This window comes from Rhodoligotrophos appendicifer (genome assembly GCF_007474605.1).
Lineage (GTDB): Bacteria > Pseudomonadota > Alphaproteobacteria > Rhizobiales > Im1 > Rhodoligotrophos > Rhodoligotrophos appendicifer.
Genome location: NZ_VHKL01000007.1, coordinates 185,453 through 200,628 on the forward strand (window position 1 = coordinate 185,453; position 15,176 = coordinate 200,628).

General features: G+C 59.4%; 15 protein-coding genes. 4 read left to right on the forward strand and 11 right to left on the reverse strand.

Annotated features, from left to right (window positions below):
- Positions 1–3 precede the first annotated feature (3 nt).
- The 5 genes from FKM97_RS16590 to FKM97_RS16610 all read right to left on the reverse strand — a co-directional run bounded on the left by FKM97_RS16590 (position 4) and on the right by FKM97_RS16610 (position 3,689).
- A complete protein-coding gene (locus FKM97_RS16590; RefSeq protein ID WP_246105122.1) occupies positions 4–1,233 on the reverse strand; it encodes a multidrug effflux MFS transporter in 1,230 nt (409 codons plus the stop codon).
- The gene (locus tag FKM97_RS16595; RefSeq protein ID WP_144293547.1) at positions 1,223–1,690 is read right to left on the reverse strand and encodes a MarR family winged helix-turn-helix transcriptional regulator; all 468 of its coding nucleotides are present in this window, start codon (positions 1,688–1,690) and stop codon (positions 1,223–1,225) included. The genes FKM97_RS16590 and FKM97_RS16595 overlap by 11 nt, the downstream gene beginning before the upstream one ends.
- Before the next feature lie 75 nt (positions 1,691–1,765).
- On the reverse strand, positions 1,766–2,293 hold the full coding sequence (locus tag FKM97_RS16600; RefSeq protein ID WP_144293548.1) for a CoA-binding protein: 528 nt from the start codon (positions 2,291–2,293) through the stop codon (positions 1,766–1,768).
- A gap of 4 nt (positions 2,294–2,297) precedes the next feature.
- The gene (locus FKM97_RS16605) at positions 2,298–3,122 is read right to left on the reverse strand and encodes an enoyl-CoA hydratase (RefSeq protein WP_144293549.1); all 825 of its coding nucleotides are present in this window, start codon (positions 3,120–3,122) and stop codon (positions 2,298–2,300) included.
- A gap of 3 nt (positions 3,123–3,125) precedes the next feature.
- Complete coding sequence (locus tag FKM97_RS16610) at positions 3,126–3,689, reverse strand: hypothetical protein (RefSeq protein WP_144293550.1); 564 nt, start codon at positions 3,687–3,689, stop codon at positions 3,126–3,128.
- Between the two features lie 132 nt (positions 3,690–3,821).
- Here FKM97_RS16610 and FKM97_RS16615 point away from each other — a divergent pair, with 132 nt between their 5' ends.
- From FKM97_RS16615 to argC, 4 genes are all read left to right on the forward strand, one after another.
- Entirely contained in the window at positions 3,822–4,265 is a 444-nt protein-coding gene (locus FKM97_RS16615; RefSeq protein ID WP_144293551.1) for a PaaI family thioesterase, read from the forward strand.
- A gap of 174 nt (positions 4,266–4,439) precedes the next feature.
- A complete protein-coding gene (gene rplM / locus FKM97_RS16620; RefSeq protein ID WP_144293552.1) occupies positions 4,440–4,904 on the forward strand; it encodes a 50S ribosomal protein L13 in 465 nt (154 codons plus the stop codon).
- A 5-nt stretch (positions 4,905–4,909) separates the two neighbouring features.
- Positions 4,910–5,386 (forward strand): 30S ribosomal protein S9, encoded by a 477-nt coding sequence (rpsI, locus tag FKM97_RS16625; RefSeq protein WP_144293553.1) that lies wholly within the window; start codon positions 4,910–4,912, stop codon positions 5,384–5,386.
- 164 nt (positions 5,387–5,550) lie between these two features.
- Complete coding sequence (argC, locus tag FKM97_RS16630) at positions 5,551–6,498, forward strand: N-acetyl-gamma-glutamyl-phosphate reductase (RefSeq protein WP_144293554.1); 948 nt, start codon at positions 5,551–5,553, stop codon at positions 6,496–6,498.
- A 182-nt stretch (positions 6,499–6,680) separates the two neighbouring features.
- Here the strand turns inward: argC and FKM97_RS16635 are convergent, their stop codons facing one another.
- From FKM97_RS16635 to topA, 6 genes are all read right to left on the reverse strand, one after another.
- The gene (locus FKM97_RS16635; protein ID WP_144293555.1) at positions 6,681–8,171 is read right to left on the reverse strand and encodes an aldehyde dehydrogenase; all 1,491 of its coding nucleotides are present in this window, start codon (positions 8,169–8,171) and stop codon (positions 6,681–6,683) included.
- 154 nt (positions 8,172–8,325) lie between these two features.
- Positions 8,326–8,493 (reverse strand): 50S ribosomal protein L33, encoded by a 168-nt coding sequence (rpmG, locus tag FKM97_RS16640; RefSeq protein WP_144293556.1) that lies wholly within the window; start codon positions 8,491–8,493, stop codon positions 8,326–8,328.
- A gap of 99 nt (positions 8,494–8,592) precedes the next feature.
- Complete coding sequence (locus FKM97_RS16645) at positions 8,593–9,354, reverse strand: NUDIX hydrolase (RefSeq protein ID WP_170240961.1); 762 nt, start codon at positions 9,352–9,354, stop codon at positions 8,593–8,595.
- 32 nt (positions 9,355–9,386) lie between these two features.
- The gene (locus tag FKM97_RS16650; RefSeq protein ID WP_246105123.1) at positions 9,387–9,833 is read right to left on the reverse strand and encodes a DUF983 domain-containing protein; all 447 of its coding nucleotides are present in this window, start codon (positions 9,831–9,833) and stop codon (positions 9,387–9,389) included.
- A gap of 105 nt (positions 9,834–9,938) precedes the next feature.
- A complete protein-coding gene (rnr, locus tag FKM97_RS16655; RefSeq protein ID WP_144293558.1) occupies positions 9,939–12,281 on the reverse strand; it encodes a ribonuclease R in 2,343 nt (780 codons plus the stop codon).
- Positions 12,281–14,965: a type I DNA topoisomerase gene (gene topA / locus FKM97_RS16660; protein WP_144293559.1), complete on the reverse strand. Its 2,685-nt coding sequence runs from the start codon at positions 14,963–14,965 to the stop codon at positions 12,281–12,283. The genes rnr and topA overlap by 1 nt, the downstream gene beginning before the upstream one ends.
- Positions 14,966–15,176 lie beyond the last annotated feature (211 nt).

Here is a 15,176-nt window from a genome sequence, read left to right on the forward strand (position 1 = left end):
ACTTCAAGCCGCACCGCCGAGGCGTTTCCATCGAAGCGCAAACCAGAAAGCCAACTGCCCGACCAGAGCGGCACCCACGAGAACAATTCCTGCCGAAATCGAGGGGTCGCGGCCAAGCCCGACCAAAGCGGTACAGAGCGCCGCGATCATCATCTGCGTGAAGCCATAGAGGCCTGAAGCAGAACCGATCACCTTCGCATTGACGCTGATCGCCTCGGTCAAGGCAACGGGAGAGGCGATTCCTGCGCCGACACTGAAGACGAAGATCGAGGCCACCGCTGCGATCACCGACAGCCCCCCTGCTAACACAATGCAGAGATAGACAGCTGCCGCGGACAGGCTGATCAAGCTGGATCCGATCAGGAGTTGCTTGATGGAACTTCGGGTGACGAGGCGGCTCATGATCGCGCTGCCGAGCCAGACACCGGAGATGAGAATTGCCAGATACACGCCGACCTGCCGAGCGGTCTGGTGAAGATGATCCTCGAAGATGAAGGGCGCGGCTGCGATAAACGCGTAAAGTGAGGTCGTGGCGCAGCCGCCGCCGATTGCAAATCCGAGAAAGGCTGGGGATTTCACGAGCGCCGCGTAATTGCGAGCCAAAGTTCGGAAGTCCGCGTTGTTTCCAGATGTGCTGGTCTCGGGAAGAAGACGGAGGCAGAATAGGATACTGAATACGCCGAAAGCGCATAAGAAGAAAAAGATCGAGCGCCAGCCCAGGGCGGAGGCAAGCAGGCTGCCGATGATGGGAGCCGCACCAGGGCCGATCATAACGATCAAGTTCATCATCGCGAGGCGGCGGGAGGCATCCTGAGCACTGGCGGTATCGCGCACCATGGCGCGACCAAGCACCATTCCGGAGCATCCTCCCAGCGCTTGGAACAAGCGCGCGATGATCAAACTGTCCACGTCAGGTGATAGAGCCGCCGCAAGTCCGGACAGAGAGTAGATGACCAGACCGGCCATGAGCGTGCGGCGGCGTCCGAAGCGATCCGACAGTGGTCCATAGATCAACTGCCCTGCGGCGAGACCCAGAATATAGACGCTGATGGTGAGCTGCATCGTGCCACTGGAGGCAGTGAGGTCGGCGCCGGCATAGGGCAGGGCGGGAACGAAAATATGCATCGCCAAGGTGCCGCTGAAGGTCACGAGGGCTAGGATCCACAAGGGCGCATGGATGACGGCTCGAGAATCCATTGGCTCCTTTTGAACCTCGATGGTCTCAGTCGCCATCCGTCGATCCTGGCTCAGAAGCCGCGAGCCGACTATGGACGTGGTCAAGAACGTGGAGAGCGGTAACAACGTCGGCGTCGGAGAGGCCGAGCAGTGCTTCGTCCCTGACTTCGCGGGCCACGGCTTCGACCTGATCTACCGTGCTTCGACCCTGTTCCGTCAGCATGATCACTTTGGCCCGCCGATCACCATCCTCCTCCTGCCGGATGACGAGGCCTGCCGCCTCAAGGGAGTCAAGCAGGCGGACCACGGAAGAACTGTCAAGGCATAGGGCAGAGGCAAGATCCTTCTGACGAAGGGGTGCGGCGGCGCGCGACAACTTGAGCAGCGGCAGCCATGTCGCCTCAGTCAGGCCAAACGGGTGAAGGCGGCGATCCACGGAACGCCGCCACTGCCTGGCGGTCTGCCAAACCTGTGAGCCGAGTCTTCCGCGTAGAGAAAGAGGATCACTTGTCATTGAGGCATCATAAATGCTGGGCCAATAGATGGTATGTCATTTAGTTGCTTCCATTGGCCCAACACACTGTGCGCGTCAATAACCTTTTCGGGCAGTAATCGATAGGCTTTGGACCCGGTTGCCCGAAAGAGTTGGGCGCTTCGTGGAGATGCGGCCCGGATTACCGCCGACCCAGCTCCATTCGCCACAGAGTTTGGCATATTCCATTTTAGGGCACCGATTCATTACAACTTTGAGCCCTGAAGCCTCGGCGCGCAGCGCAGCCTCGTCGTTGCGAACACCCAATTGCATCCAGACAACTTTGGCTCCGTGAGCAATCGCGTCGTCGACAACAGACTCAGCTGCAGAGGAATTTCGGAATATGTCGACCATGTCCACCCGATGCGGCACTTCCTGGAGGCTTGCAAAAAGGGGACGGCCGAGGATTTCACCCACTGATTCGCGAGGATTAACGGGCACGACGTCGTAACCCTTCTCGATCATGTATTTCAGGACGAAATACGATGGCCGCACCGGATTGCTGCTGGCGCCCACGAGCGCAATCGTCTTCACCGCCGTGAGGATGCCGCGGAGGTAATCTTCGGAATAATGATCGTGGTTCATAGCCCTAGCTATCGGTCCAGCGGGCCGGACGTTTGGCAACGAAGGCACCGATGCCTTCCCCAGCATCAGAGAAGCCCATATTCTCGACCATTATATGCGAACCATAGGCATAGGCCTCTGCCAATGGGAGGATACGCTGCTGGTAGAAGGCGGCCTTGCCGAGACCGATCGTTGCCATGGATTTGGAGGCGATCCTAGAGGCCAAGTCTCTGGTCTCGCGAGTCAGGTCGTCAGGCGCCGTCACCCGATTGATCAGACCGATACGCGCAGCGTCATTGGCTGAAATCATGTCGCCGGTCAGCAACATCTCCATCGCATGCTTCGGCGCCACGTTACGGGAGAGGGGGATCATCGGGGTCGAACAGAAGAGACCAATATTGACGCCGGGCGTCGCGAACTGAGCGGTCTCTGCGGCCAGTGCCAAATCACAGCTGGCGACCAGCTGGCAGCCTGCCGCCGTCGCTACGCCGTGGACTTCGGCAATCACGGGTTTCGGACACGCGGTGATGGATTGCATCATGCGGGAGCAGGAATTCATGAGCCAAGTGAAATAAGCCTTACCGGCATCGGCGTCGGCGCGGTGTGCCAGAACCTCCTTTAAGTCATGGCCGGCGCAAAAAGCAGGGCCCTTCGCAGCTAAGATGACGACCCGCACAGCCGGATTGCTGGAGGCTTGATCTAAAGCAGACTGAAGGGCCTCTATCATTCTTTCGGAGAGACTATTGCGACGCTCCGGCCGGTTCATGACTACTCGCAGGACGCCCGATTGCAGATCCTGTTCAAGGTCCCCAGCGGTATCTGAAGACTGGATTCTCTCAGCCGCACTCATCCGCTACATTTCCTCCAAGACCTGGGCGAGCTTTGCACCCACGGTCGGGTCACGCATCATCTTACGAATGACTTCCATGTTTGTATCGGAGGGGATCATGGAGCGCAGCATGGCTTCGGCGCGCCCCTTCTGTTCGGGTGACATACTCGTGTCAGCCTGGATTTCCGCCAATGACTGCTTGGCCTGCTCCAAACTGTCGTCTTGCAAGGCCTCATATGCCAAAATCACGCTTTGCAGGACCTCAAGCCAAGCGTCCTCATCGGCAAAGCCATATTTCTCCAATATGCCCTTCATCTCCGGTACCAAGGTGGTCAGACTCTCGTCACTCGACTGTTCCGACAGAGCTTCCAGCTGGTCCGTTCCGATCGTATCGCGAAGCGTCAAATAGACATCAACGGCACGCAAGGCCACGTCAGGATCGAGGTCGACCTGCACGAGTGGTGCAATATCGCCGTAGTCCGTTCCCTCCTCGGTCACCAAAGGTGCTTGTGCATAGGCCATGCTTGCCGGCATCACCGCACAGAGGCTAAAGCTCAGCACAGCGGCGGCGATATTACGCGAAATCATGAGGTCGACACTCCGGCGACGGTCTGGGCACCGAACCCTCCCTTCAGGACGGTCCGAAGGAAACATAAGTGAGGCAGCCCTCGGACGCAAAGACTTGGGTTGTGCAGGTGATGATATTTCCGTGGAGGGTGAATGTCGCTACGAGAACGAAGACTGAAGTGGGGTCCAGAGAACATCCTGGCTTTCCTGCGTATTGACTTTCCGCAGGCTTTTAACAATGGCTGGACCTATCGGATCGAGGTGCTGACAGCCGATCACACAAGAGTGCGACTTCACGCTCATGAGAGCCAGTTGCGGCCCGGAGGAACGATCTCGGGACCGACGATGATGCATCTGGCTGATCTCGGGGTTTATGTCTTGCTGCTTGCACTGCACGGTGAAAGCGCAAGACTCGCGGTGACGACCAACCTCACTATCAGTTTCCTACGCAAACCTGCATCCGGCGACCTGGTAGCGGATGTCCGGCTGTTGAAGCACGGCAAGACTCTGTCGGTGGGCGCCATACAGCTAGAGGATAAAGACGGCAGGCTCGTCGCCCATGCAGAATGCACCTATTACATGGATACAGCGCAATAGAGGTAATAGAATACCCTTCTCTTAAAGCATTGATTTCGCCTGGCCTTCCGAGGCTTCTCCGCTTGACCGAACGTAAACGTTGCGCTAGACACAGCGCGAGCTCGGCTGTCGCGACCAGGTTAATTCGCTGCCGCCGCCACGCGTTACAATGCACATCCACATGGGTGAAACTTCATGAAAACCTTCTCTGCGAAAACCGCGGAGGTCGAGAAGAAGTGGATTCTGATCGATGCGGAGGGCCTCATCGTCGGGCGCCTTGCAGCGATCGTAGCGAACCGCCTGCGCGGCAAGCACAAGCCGATCTTCACGCCCCACATCGATTGCGGTGACAATGTCGTCATCGTCAATGCAGAAAAAGTCGTCCTCACTGGCAATAAGCGCCAGGCAAAGACCTATTACTGGCATACGGGCTTTCCCGGAGGAATCAAGGAGCGCAAGGCGCATCAGATCCTCGACGGCCGCTTTCCCGACCGGGTGATCCGGCTCGCCATCCAACGCATGATGCCGGGCGGCCCGCTGACCCGTCATCAGTTGAAGAATTTGCGCGTCTATGCCGGCGCAGAACATCCGCACGAGGCACAACAGCCTGAGGCGCTCGATGTCGCGGCCATGAACGCCAAGAACACGAAGAAGGGATGACGCCAATGGCCGAGACTCAATCACTCGAGCAGCTGGGCGCCGCCATGGGCCTCGAGCAGGATGCCAATGCGCTGCCGGAGCCAAAGATCGATGCCCAAGGCCGGGCTTATGCTACCGGTCGCCGCAAGAACGCCATCGCGCGCGTTTGGATAAAGCCCGGACCCGGCAAGATCACGGTGAATGGCCGTGACGTGGAGACTTACTTTGCACGCCCGGCATTGCGCATGGTGTTGCGTCAGCCGCTGGAAGCGGCAGGCCGCAAGGATCAGTACGACATCGTCTGCACCGTTGTGGGCGGCGGGCTTTCCGGTCAGGCGGGCGCCGTGCGCCATGGCTTGTCCCGGGCGCTGACCTATTACGAGCCGGAACTTCGCCCGGCGCTCAAGAAGCACGGCTTCCTGACCCGGGATCCACGCGTCGTCGAGCGGAAGAAGTACGGCAAGGCAAAGGCGCGCCGGAGCTTCCAGTTCTCGAAGCGTTGATCGGCTACTTTCGGACTTTTCAAGAAGGACCGGATCATCGATCCGGTCCTTTTCGTTTGTGGTCGAGGCCGCTAGATCCCACTTCAGTCGTAGGAGTGGAGTAGAATTGCAGGTCGCGGGCAGGCTCAGTTGGTCGCTGCCCATTCATCGATGCGAGGCCAGTCATGAGCACGAAAATTTTCATCGACGGAGAAGCAGGAACGACGGGATTGCAGATTCGCTCGCGCCTCGACAGCAGAACCGATCTCGAGATGATCCGGCTCGAGGGCCCGGCCCGAAAAGACGAATCGGCACGGCGAGAAGCAATCAACGAGTCAGATATCGTCATTCTCTGCCTCCCGGATGAGGCGGCACGTGAGGCGGTCTCTCTGATTGCACGGGATCATGTCCGTGTGATCGATGCGTCGACCGCCTATCGCACGGCCCAGGGGTGGGTCTACGGCTTTCCGGAGATGGCGCCGGGCCAGCATCGGGCCATTGCGGCAGCCCAGCGCGTCACCAATCCTGGGTGTTACCCGACTGGAGCGATCGCTCTTCTCCGGCCGCTGGTAGAACATGGCATCGTTCCCAAAGGATGGCCCGTAACGGTCAATGCGGTCTCCGGCTACAGCGGCGGCGGCAAGAGCCTGATTGCGGCCTTCGAAGACCCGGCCGCCTCGAACCATACGACGGATAATTTCCGCATCTATGCGCTCGGTCTTGGACACAAGCACATCGCCGAGATGCAGCTCTATTGCGATCTGCACCATCCCCCACTTTTCGCGCCGAGTGTCGGGCGATTCGCGCAGGGCATGATCGTCGAGGTGCCGTTGCAATTGTGGGCTCTGCCCGGTGCCACGGGACCGGACGAGATCCGCGACATTCTGGAGGGGGCTTATCGCGACAGCTACTTCGTGGAGGTCGCGTCGCGAGAGGAGACAGAGGCCCTGTCGTCGCTTGATCCAGAGAGGCTGAATGGCACGAACCGGCTGAAGCTGTTCGTGTTCGGCAATGAGGAGCTCGGGCAAGCCCGGCTCGTTGCCCTGCTCGACAATCTCGGCAAAGGCGCGTCGGGCCAGGCCGTGCAAAATCTGAACATCATGATCGGCGTCGACGAAGCGACAGGCCTCTAAGCGCGCGTCAAGTCAACGATTTAGCTCCGCAAAGCGCTTTCGGTTCCGGAAAGAGCACTTAGCAAGGCAAGTCGGCCGAATAACGCTGAACAGCTGCAGCTGCAGGCGGCCGCGTCACTGGGGAAGCATGCGGCGCCGCCAGGGGCGATTATTGGCCCCCGGCGACAAACCCGCTCAAGCTTCTAGCGCAGATGAATGTAGGTGTGCTTCAGCTGCGTATATTTGTCGAAGGCGTGGAGAGACTTGTCGCGACCGATGCCGGATTGCTTGTAACCGCCAAAGGGAGCGGTGATGTCACCACCGTCTGTAGCGTTTACATTCACGGTGCCGGCGCGCAAGGCGCGAGCCACATTGTGGGCCTTCTTCACATCCCGGGTCCAGAGGTTGGCCTGCAGACCATAGATCGAATTGTTGGCGATCTCGACCGCTTCCGCCTCGTCCTTGAAGGTGATTGTGGAGAGCACCGGCCCGAAAATCTCTTCCTGGGCAATGCGCATATTGTTGTTCACGGCCTCGAAAACCGTGGGCTGAACGTAGAAGCCGCCCGTCTCGCTGAGCGCCTGCTTGCCGCCAACGGCAACCTTGGCACCTTCCTTCTGGCCAACATCGATGTAGCTCATCACGCGAGACATCTGGCTCTCGTCGACCATGGAACCCATAAGCGTTTTGGGGTCGAGCGGATCGCCGGGGGCCCAGGCCTCGGAATATTTTGCGACCTTCTCAAGGAAGGCGTCGCGAACATCTTGCTGGATGAGAAGACGCGTCGCAGCGGTGCAGACCTGACCGGAATTGTAGAAGACGCCTGCTGCTGCCTCCTTGGCGGCGTAGTCGAGATCGTGCACGTCAGCGAAGATAATATTTGGCGACTTGCCCCCGCATTCCAGGCTGATGTGCTTCATGTTGCTCTCGCCGGAGTACTTCAGGAAGTACTTGCCGACCTCAGTCGAGCCCGTGAAGGCCACCATGTCCACGTCCATGTGCATGCCGAGGGCCTGGCCTGCAGTCTCGCCAAAACCAGGGACGACCTGGAAGATCCCATCGGGGATCCCTGCTTCCGATGCCAGCTCAGCGATGCGCAGAGCAGTCAATGGCGATTGCTCCGCAGGCTTCAAAATCACGGCATTTCCGGCCGCCAGGGCAGGGGAATACTTCCACGCGGCCATCATCAGCGGAAAGTTCCACGGCACCACCGCGGCGACGATGCCCAGCGGTTCGCGGGTGATCATGGAAACCGAGTCTGGGCGCCGCGGAGCCAGTTCGTCATAGATCTTGTCAACGGATTCCGCGAACCACTCCATGCAGTTCACGACACCGCCCATATCCGAGTTCAGCGACTCGCTGATCGGCTTACCCATATCAAGAGTCTCAAGGAGAGCGAGCTCATCCTTGTGCTGCTCCACCAGCGCGGCGAATTTCTGCAGGATCTTCTTGCGCTTACGCGGTGCGATGTTCGACCACTTGCCGGATTCGAAGGCGGCCCGGCCCGCCTTCACCGCGCGATCAACGTCTTCCTTGTCGCAGGCGGCAACCTTCGTCAGCACCCGGCCATCAATGGGGCTGATGCAATCAAAAGTCTTGCCTGAGGCGGCATCGACATATTTGCCGTTGATGAAGGCCTTGTTGCGATAGGAAATGCTGGTGATCTGGTGACGATAGTCTTCGGCTGCGGACATATAATGCCTCCGTGGGGGAATGATCTTATTTTTAGCCATTATGGCTGATTGCTTCGGCGTCATTGTGACGGCACGAGCGTATAGGTCCATCTTAGCAAAAAGGCACCGCACTGTGCGATGCCTTTCCCTTCAGATGGTCGCGATCAGGGCAAGATTACTTAATTTTCGCTTCTTTGAACTCGACATGTTTCCGAGCGACGGGATCGTATTTCTTCAGCGCCAACTTTTCCGTCATGGTGCGTGAATTCTTCTTCGCGGTGTAGAAAAAACCAGTTCCCGCCGTGCTGACGAGCTTGATTTTCAAAGTGGTCGGCTTCGCCATGGGGCAACTCCAAAATGGTTGAAGCGCGGATCTCGCCCGCGCTCACATTGGCTGCTTATCGCTCGGAGATGTGCAGAATGTCAAGGGAAAGCGCCCTCGTTACAGGGTCTCAAAAACCCAGTTCGAACCGGACATGCGCTGAAAGGGAACACCACGAGCGGGATCGATATGCCCTGTCTCCCCCAGCGCCTGACCCAGCATCTTGAGGACTTCGTTTGTGATCCAAGGGAGGTCGAGGGCATGGGCCTCCTCGAAAGTGAACCAATAGCGGTCCAACAACTCTTCCGTGTTCACCACATGCGGCGTCTCGATGTTGGCGACATAGCTCGCATCGACCACGAAGAAGCGTGCATCAAAGCGCCGCGTGCGACCGGGCGGTGTGATCGCGCGAGCGAAATAGCGTAACCCGGAAAGGTCGGGAGCATAGCCGGTGCTGAAGAAGGCCTGCCAAGCTTTGTCCGATGTACGGTGATGCTTGTCGGCCGGCTTGCCGATGACCAGCCCCGTCTCCTCGAAGGCCTCGCGCACGGCGGCCATCGCCAGGCCGCGGGCTCGGGAGCGGGTCGGCCGGCCTCGCATCTTCACCATAAGACGGTCCTCGACCGCAGGATGGAGACCATGCACAGTCGGCACCCGACAATCCGCCGGATCCAACCTTCCCCCGGGAAAAACGAATTTATTGGGCATGAACTTATGCGCCTCATGGCGCTTGCCCATCATGATCTTGCGTTCACCGCCATCGTTTCGAAGAACGATGAGCGTGGCGGCATCCTTCGGCCTCAGGCTCCGATTGCCCTTGAAGCGGCCTTCCAAATGACTTGAGCTGGGATCCGGGGTCCCGGAGACTTTGCGCGTCGACATGGACGCTTTCATTCCTGTCGCAGGAAGAGCTGTCAAGTACTCAATGGGGCGACCGCAGGGTCATCCGTCCGCAGTGCCTTCGACGGTATCCCTAGAGGCGCCTTGGAGGCGGTCTCGAAGCCATGCATGAGCAGGGCCCATTGCAGGCCCACCACGGCACCCTTCACCATAGGCAGCAAGGTCAGGGTCAAAGCTAGGGTCAGGAACAGCCAAATAGGGGTCTGGATAGCGAGCGGCGGTGACCAGATCTGCTCCACAACGAGAACCAGGGGTACTAGGATGTGGCCGACGATGAAGATTGTGAAATAGGGTGGTGCATCATCCGCCTGGTGATGATGCAGCTCTTCACCGCAAGCCGAGCAGCTGTCCGCAACTTTGAGATAGCGGCCGAAGAGCGAACGGGCCCCGCAGGCGGGACAGCAGAGAAGGCTACCGCGCAGCATGGAGATGCCGAGGTCGCGCGGACGAGAAGCAGTCATAGGGGTCTCGGAGCTCATGGTGCAGCATGGCCATGATCGGAGCGCGTCGTTAAGATCAGCACACGCCGCGCGGCAGGATGACGCAACAACTGCAACTCGCGCCCTTTAGCCCTTTTTTGAACGGCGCTTGGACTTTGAAGCGGCGGCACTGGAGCGCGCGCCCGCTCCCGACCTGGACTTTCCTCGTCCTACACCGGGGAGGCTGGAGCGACGACCGCCGGCGAACGGTGTTCCGGGCCGGCCGTGACTCAATATTTCGAAACGCAAACCGCCGGCGACGGGGGTAACTTCCACAAGCCGGACTTCCACGACATCGCCCAACTGAAACGTCTCGCCAGTCGACCGTCCGACCAGCGCGTGCCGCGTCTCGTCATACGCATAATAATCTTTTCCGATGGTCGCCGCCGGAATGAAGCCGTCTGCTCCGCTTTCGGCCAAAGTGACGAAGAGCCCAGCATGGGTGACGCCACCGATACGGCCCGAGAAAGTCGCCCCCACTTTGTCCGCCAGATGCGAGGCGATGAGCCGGTCCACGGTGTCCCGCTCAGCGGCCATCGCACGGCGTTCGGCGGCAGAAATCAATTCCGCCGTCTCTTCCAACTGTTCGATGTCCTGGGGCGACAGACCATCCTTGCCGAAGCCATGAGCCGTGATCAGGGCGCGGTGAACAATCAGATCCGCATACCGCCTTATGGGCGAGGTGAAATGAGCGTAGCGCCTGAGGTTCAGGCCAAAGTGGCCGAGATTCTCCGGCGTGTAGATTGCCTGCGCCTGGCTACGGAGCACGACCGTATTGACCAGGTGCTCATCGTCGCGACCCTTAACCCGCTCCAGGATTTGATTGAACTGCTTCGGTTTAACGACCTGGCCGCGGGCAAAGGGGATGTTTATGCTGGAGAGAAACTCAGCAAGCCCCTGGAGCTTCTCTACCGACGGGGCGTCATGGACGCGGTAGATAAAGGGCAACTTGGCCTTCTCCAGGCTCTCGGCAGCGGCCACATTGGCCTGAATCATCATCTCCTCAATGAGCCTGTGCGCGTCAAGCCGCGCTGGGGTCACGACGCGCTCGATCAGACCATGGGCATCGAGGACCAGCTTTCGCTCCGGAAGGTCAAGTTCCAAAGGACCGCGCCGCCGTCGCGCCTTTGAAAGGGCAGCGTAGGCTGCCCAGAGCGGCTTCAACACGATCTCAAGCAGTGGTCCGCTAGTGTCATCGGGGCGACCGTCGATGGCGGCCTGGGCTTGCTCGTAAGAAAGCTTGGAGGCCGAGCGCATGGTCACGCGGTCAAACCGATGGGACCGCTTCTCCCCCTGGGCATCGAAGACCATCGTGCAGGCTAAAGCCGGGCGATCCTCATAAGCACGCAGGGAGCAGAGATCGGCCGAGAGCCGTTCCGGCAACATGGGCACGACACGATCGGGGAAATAGACAGAATTGCCACGGTCACGCGCTTCGCGGTCGAGAGCCGAGCCCGGGCGAACATAGGCCGCAACATCGGCAATGGCGACGATGACGCGAAATCCGCCGGGATTGGCAGGATCTTCGTCGGGCTCGCTCCAAACAGCATCGTCATGATCACGGGCATCAACGGGATCGATTGTGATCAGAGGCACGTGGCGAAGGTCTGTACGGCCCTTTGAATCGAACGGCTCGAGGGAGTCGACTTCCGCTAAGGTGCGTTCGCGGAATCGGTTAGGCAAATTATGCTGGTGAATGGCGATCAAGCTGATGTTGCGCTGGTCCGACATGTCACCCAGCCGTTCCCGGACCCGCGCTCGCCGCAGGCTGCCGCGGCCGCCGACGATGTCGACGGAGACGAGCTCGCCGCTCTTTGCCCCCATGTCGTCACCAGGAAGGACGGAGAGTTCGCTCGCGTTCTTCTTCTCGACCGGCTGCACACGCATGCCGCGACCCCGGGCAATACGGAATACACCCAGCACCCGACTGGGACCGCCTTCGAGCTTCTTGATAATACGGGCGGAGTAGGGGGCATCATTCTCACTGCCCGGACCCCCATCGATATGAGCCAGCGCCCTGTCACCGAGACCAAGTGGTCGATTTTCAGCGCCCCGCTCCTTGGTCGGCTTGAAGGGGATAGTGATGAGAGGTGCAGCCCCGTCGCGGTCCGCATCCCAGTTCGCCGGCATAGCGATCAGATCGCCATCATCGTCGACTGTGGTCACCTCAATCACCGTCACCGGCGGGAGGCGACCCGAAGACTGCAAGTTTCGTGATTCGCGCCCAACCAAGCCTCGCTCAGTCATATCCTTCAGCAGTCGCTTCAGCTCAATGCGCTGTGCGCCTTTAATGTCAAAGGCTCTGGCAATTTCGCGCTTGCCCACACGTCCTTTCTGCTGGCTCAGAAACTCCAGTATTTGGGCCTCACCTGGAAGACTGCGTACCGTCTCTGGGGTCTGAGCTTTCCGCTGTTTTTTTGGCTTGTCGATTATTTCGCTGAAACCTTCTGCTTTGGAGGCGTTTTGGCCTCTGATTTGGCCGGAGCCTTCGGGGTCCCCTTGGATTTGCCCGAAGCCTTGGGCTTGGCCGCTGACTTCGATTTGGCCGCTGCTTTCGGTTTCGCTGCAGCCTTGGGCTTGGCTGCAGGCTTTCCGCCCGTGGATACCTGCTTCTTGTCGATAATGGCCACGGCCTCCGGGACAGTTAAATTCTCTGGATCCATACCGCGGGGCAGGGTGGCATTGATTTTTCCGAACTTGATATAGGGGCCGTAGCGGCCGCTAAGCACCTGAAGGGGACCGCCACCCTGCGGATGTTCGCCCAACTCCTTGATGACCGCCGCTCCAGGACGCTTACCACCACGGGCCTGCTTCTCCGCAAGGAGATCGACCGCCCGGTTGATCCCAATCGTAAAGACATCCTCCGGGCTCTCAAGATTGGCATAAGTGCTCTCATGCTTCACGAAGGGACCGAAACGGCCAAAGTTTGCGGTGATGGGCTGCCGGGTCTCCGGGTGCAAACCGATTTCGCGCGGGAGGCTCAGGAGGCGAAGCGCCAGTTCCAAATTCACATCCTCAATGCTCGTTCCCTTAGGAATGCTGCCGCGCTTGGGTTTCTCCTTGCCTTCGGGCTGGCCGAGCTGGACGTAGAGGCCGAAGCGGCCGTCGAACAAGGCAATATTCAGGCCGGTCTCCGGATCCACCCCCAAAAGCTGTCCCTCAGGCGATGCCGCGGGGGAGGCCTCGCGATCGCTTTCGCCGAGCTGCCGGGTGAACCGACATTCGGGATAGTTGGAGCAGCCGATGAAGGCGCCGAACTTGCCCGTCTTCAGACTCAGACGGCCATTGCCGCAATTGGGACACTGGCGCGGGTCGCCGCCCTCTGCCGACTGCGGAAAGATATGGGGTCCGAGGATCTCATTGAGCTCGTCAAGCACTTCGGAGACCCGCAGATCCTTTATGTTCTCGACGGCGGCAATGAAATCCGTCCAGAACTCCCTCAGTACCGATTTCCAGTCGATATCGCCGCTGGAAATGCGGTCGAGCTGTTCCTCTAGATTGGCGGTAAAATCGTATTCAACGTAGCGCTTAAAGAACCCTTCGAGGAACGCGGTCACCAGCCGGCCCTTGTCCTCCGGTATGAGGCGCTTCTTGTCCAGCTTGACGTATCCGCGGTCGCGCAGGGTCGTCAAAATGGCCGTATAGGTCGAGGGGCGCCCGATCCCCAGCTCTTCCATTCTGCGGATCAGCGAGGCCTCAGTGTAACGCGGCGGCGGTTCTGTGAAATGCTGGATCGGTTCGAGCTTGACGAGAGCAGCCCGCTCGCCCTGAGCCATGGAGGGCAGGCGCCGGCCGTCATCATCATCCTCGTCATCGCGACCCTCCTGATAGAGCCTCAGGAAGCCGTCAAAGCGGAGGACCGATCCGTTCGCGCGCAAAACGTAGCGCCTCCCATCGGTGCCAGCAGTGGCAATGTCGACCGTGGTGCGCTCGATCTCGGCACTCTCCATCTGGCTGGCGATGGTGCGTTTCCAGACCAGTTCATACAGCCGATAAGAATCGTCATCGAGGACGCGCCGCACCTGCTCGGGCAGACGGGAGAGTTCGGTGGGCCTGATCGCCTCATGAGCCTCCTGGGCATTGCGTGCCTTGGTCACGTAGCGACGCGGGGAGCCAGGGACATATTCGCGGCCGAAATTTTCGGCGATGACATTGCGGGCAGAAGTGATTGCTTCTTCGGCCATCTGAACGCCATCGGTTCGCATATAGGTGATCAAGCCGACCGTCTCGCCCCCGAGATCGACGCCTTCGTAGAGACGCTGGGCGAGCTGCATGGTGTGCTTCGAAGAGAACCCCAGCTTACGGGAGGCCTCCTGCTGCAGGGTTGAGGTGATGAACGGCGGCTGCGGATTACGCTTGCCCGGCTTGCTCTCGACTTTCTCAATCGTGTAGGCCCCGTCCCGAATTGCCGAAACGATCCGATTGGCCGTATCGCCCTCACCAATTTCCAGACGGTCGAGCCGTTTGCCCGCGATCTCGACCAGACGGGCATCGAAAGGCGCCCCCGCGGCCGTCTTCATCGCGGCTTCAATGGTCCAGTATTCCTGGCGCTTGAAAGCTTCGATCTCTATTTCCCTGTCGCACACCAAGCGGAGGGAGACTGACTGCACGCGCCCGGCAGAGCGGGCACCCGGCAGCTTGCGCCATAGGACCGGCGAGAGAGTGAATCCTACCAGATAGTCAAGCGCACGCCGGGCCAGATAGGCCTCCACCAGATCGTCGTCGATCGCCCGCGGGTTACTGATTGCCTCGAGGATGGCCGACTTGGTTACAGCATTAAAGGCGACGCGCTCGATGCTCTTGTCCTTCAGGGCTCCCTTGTTGCGGAGAATTTCCAGCACATGCCAGGAGATCGCCTCACCTTCACGATCGGGGTCGGTGGCGAGGATCAACTTGCTCGCGGGCTTTAGAGCACGGGCAATATCATCCATGCGCTTCTTTGACTTCGCATCGATTTCCCAGGACATCAAGAAATCATCGTCAGGCAGAACGGAGCCATCCTTGGCGGGCAGATCTCGCACGTGACCGAAGGACGCCAGCACGGTGTAATTGCTGCCGAGGTATTTGTTGATGGTCTTGGCCTTAGCCGGTGATTCGACGACGACGACGGTCATGAAGATCCTGATTGAGCATTCGATGCTGCACTGCCCGGGAGGCGAAATGGCGTCGATGCAAGCAAAGCGCAAGTCCTGCGATTAGGCCGCTCATAGCGGCTCCGCCCGGCGACGGCAAGACGGTGCATGTTTTCGCGCCTTTGCGAACACGACTCCGCCACCTTCTGAGGTATAACTCGAGACCATAAAGCTCGGCCCTTAAAACGACAGT

Excerpts from the sequence above, each read along its gene's own strand:
- FKM97_RS16590 (WP_246105122.1), bottom strand. The coding sequence starts at position 1,233 with ATGGCGACTGAGACCATCGAGGTTCAAAAGGAGCCAATGGATTCTCGA.
- FKM97_RS16595 (WP_144293547.1), bottom strand. The coding sequence starts at position 1,690 with ATGACAAGTGATCCTCTTTCTCTACGCGGAAGACTCGGCTCACAGGTT.
- FKM97_RS16600 (WP_144293548.1), bottom strand. The coding sequence starts at position 2,293 with ATGAACCACGATCATTATTCCGAAGATTACCTCCGCGGCATCCTCACG.
- FKM97_RS16605 (WP_144293549.1), bottom strand. The coding sequence starts at position 3,122 with ATGAGTGCGGCTGAGAGAATCCAGTCTTCAGATACCGCTGGGGACCTT.
- FKM97_RS16610 (WP_144293550.1), bottom strand. The coding sequence starts at position 3,689 with ATGATTTCGCGTAATATCGCCGCCGCTGTGCTGAGCTTTAGCCTCTGT.
- FKM97_RS16615 (WP_144293551.1), top strand. The coding sequence starts at position 3,822 with ATGTCGCTACGAGAACGAAGACTGAAGTGGGGTCCAGAGAACATCCTG.
- rplM (WP_144293552.1), top strand. The coding sequence starts at position 4,440 with ATGAAAACCTTCTCTGCGAAAACCGCGGAGGTCGAGAAGAAGTGGATT.
- rpsI (WP_144293553.1), top strand. The coding sequence starts at position 4,910 with ATGGCCGAGACTCAATCACTCGAGCAGCTGGGCGCCGCCATGGGCCTC.
- argC (WP_144293554.1), top strand. The coding sequence starts at position 5,551 with ATGAGCACGAAAATTTTCATCGACGGAGAAGCAGGAACGACGGGATTG.
- FKM97_RS16635 (WP_144293555.1), bottom strand. The coding sequence starts at position 8,171 with ATGTCCGCAGCCGAAGACTATCGTCACCAGATCACCAGCATTTCCTAT.
- rpmG (WP_144293556.1), bottom strand. The coding sequence starts at position 8,493 with ATGGCGAAGCCGACCACTTTGAAAATCAAGCTCGTCAGCACGGCGGGA.
- FKM97_RS16645 (WP_170240961.1), bottom strand. The coding sequence starts at position 9,354 with ATGTCGACGCGCAAAGTCTCCGGGACCCCGGATCCCAGCTCAAGTCAT.
- FKM97_RS16650 (WP_246105123.1), bottom strand. The coding sequence starts at position 9,833 with ATGACTGCTTCTCGTCCGCGCGACCTCGGCATCTCCATGCTGCGCGGT.
- topA (WP_144293559.1), bottom strand. The coding sequence starts at position 14,965 with ATGACCGTCGTCGTCGTCGAATCACCGGCTAAGGCCAAGACCATCAAC.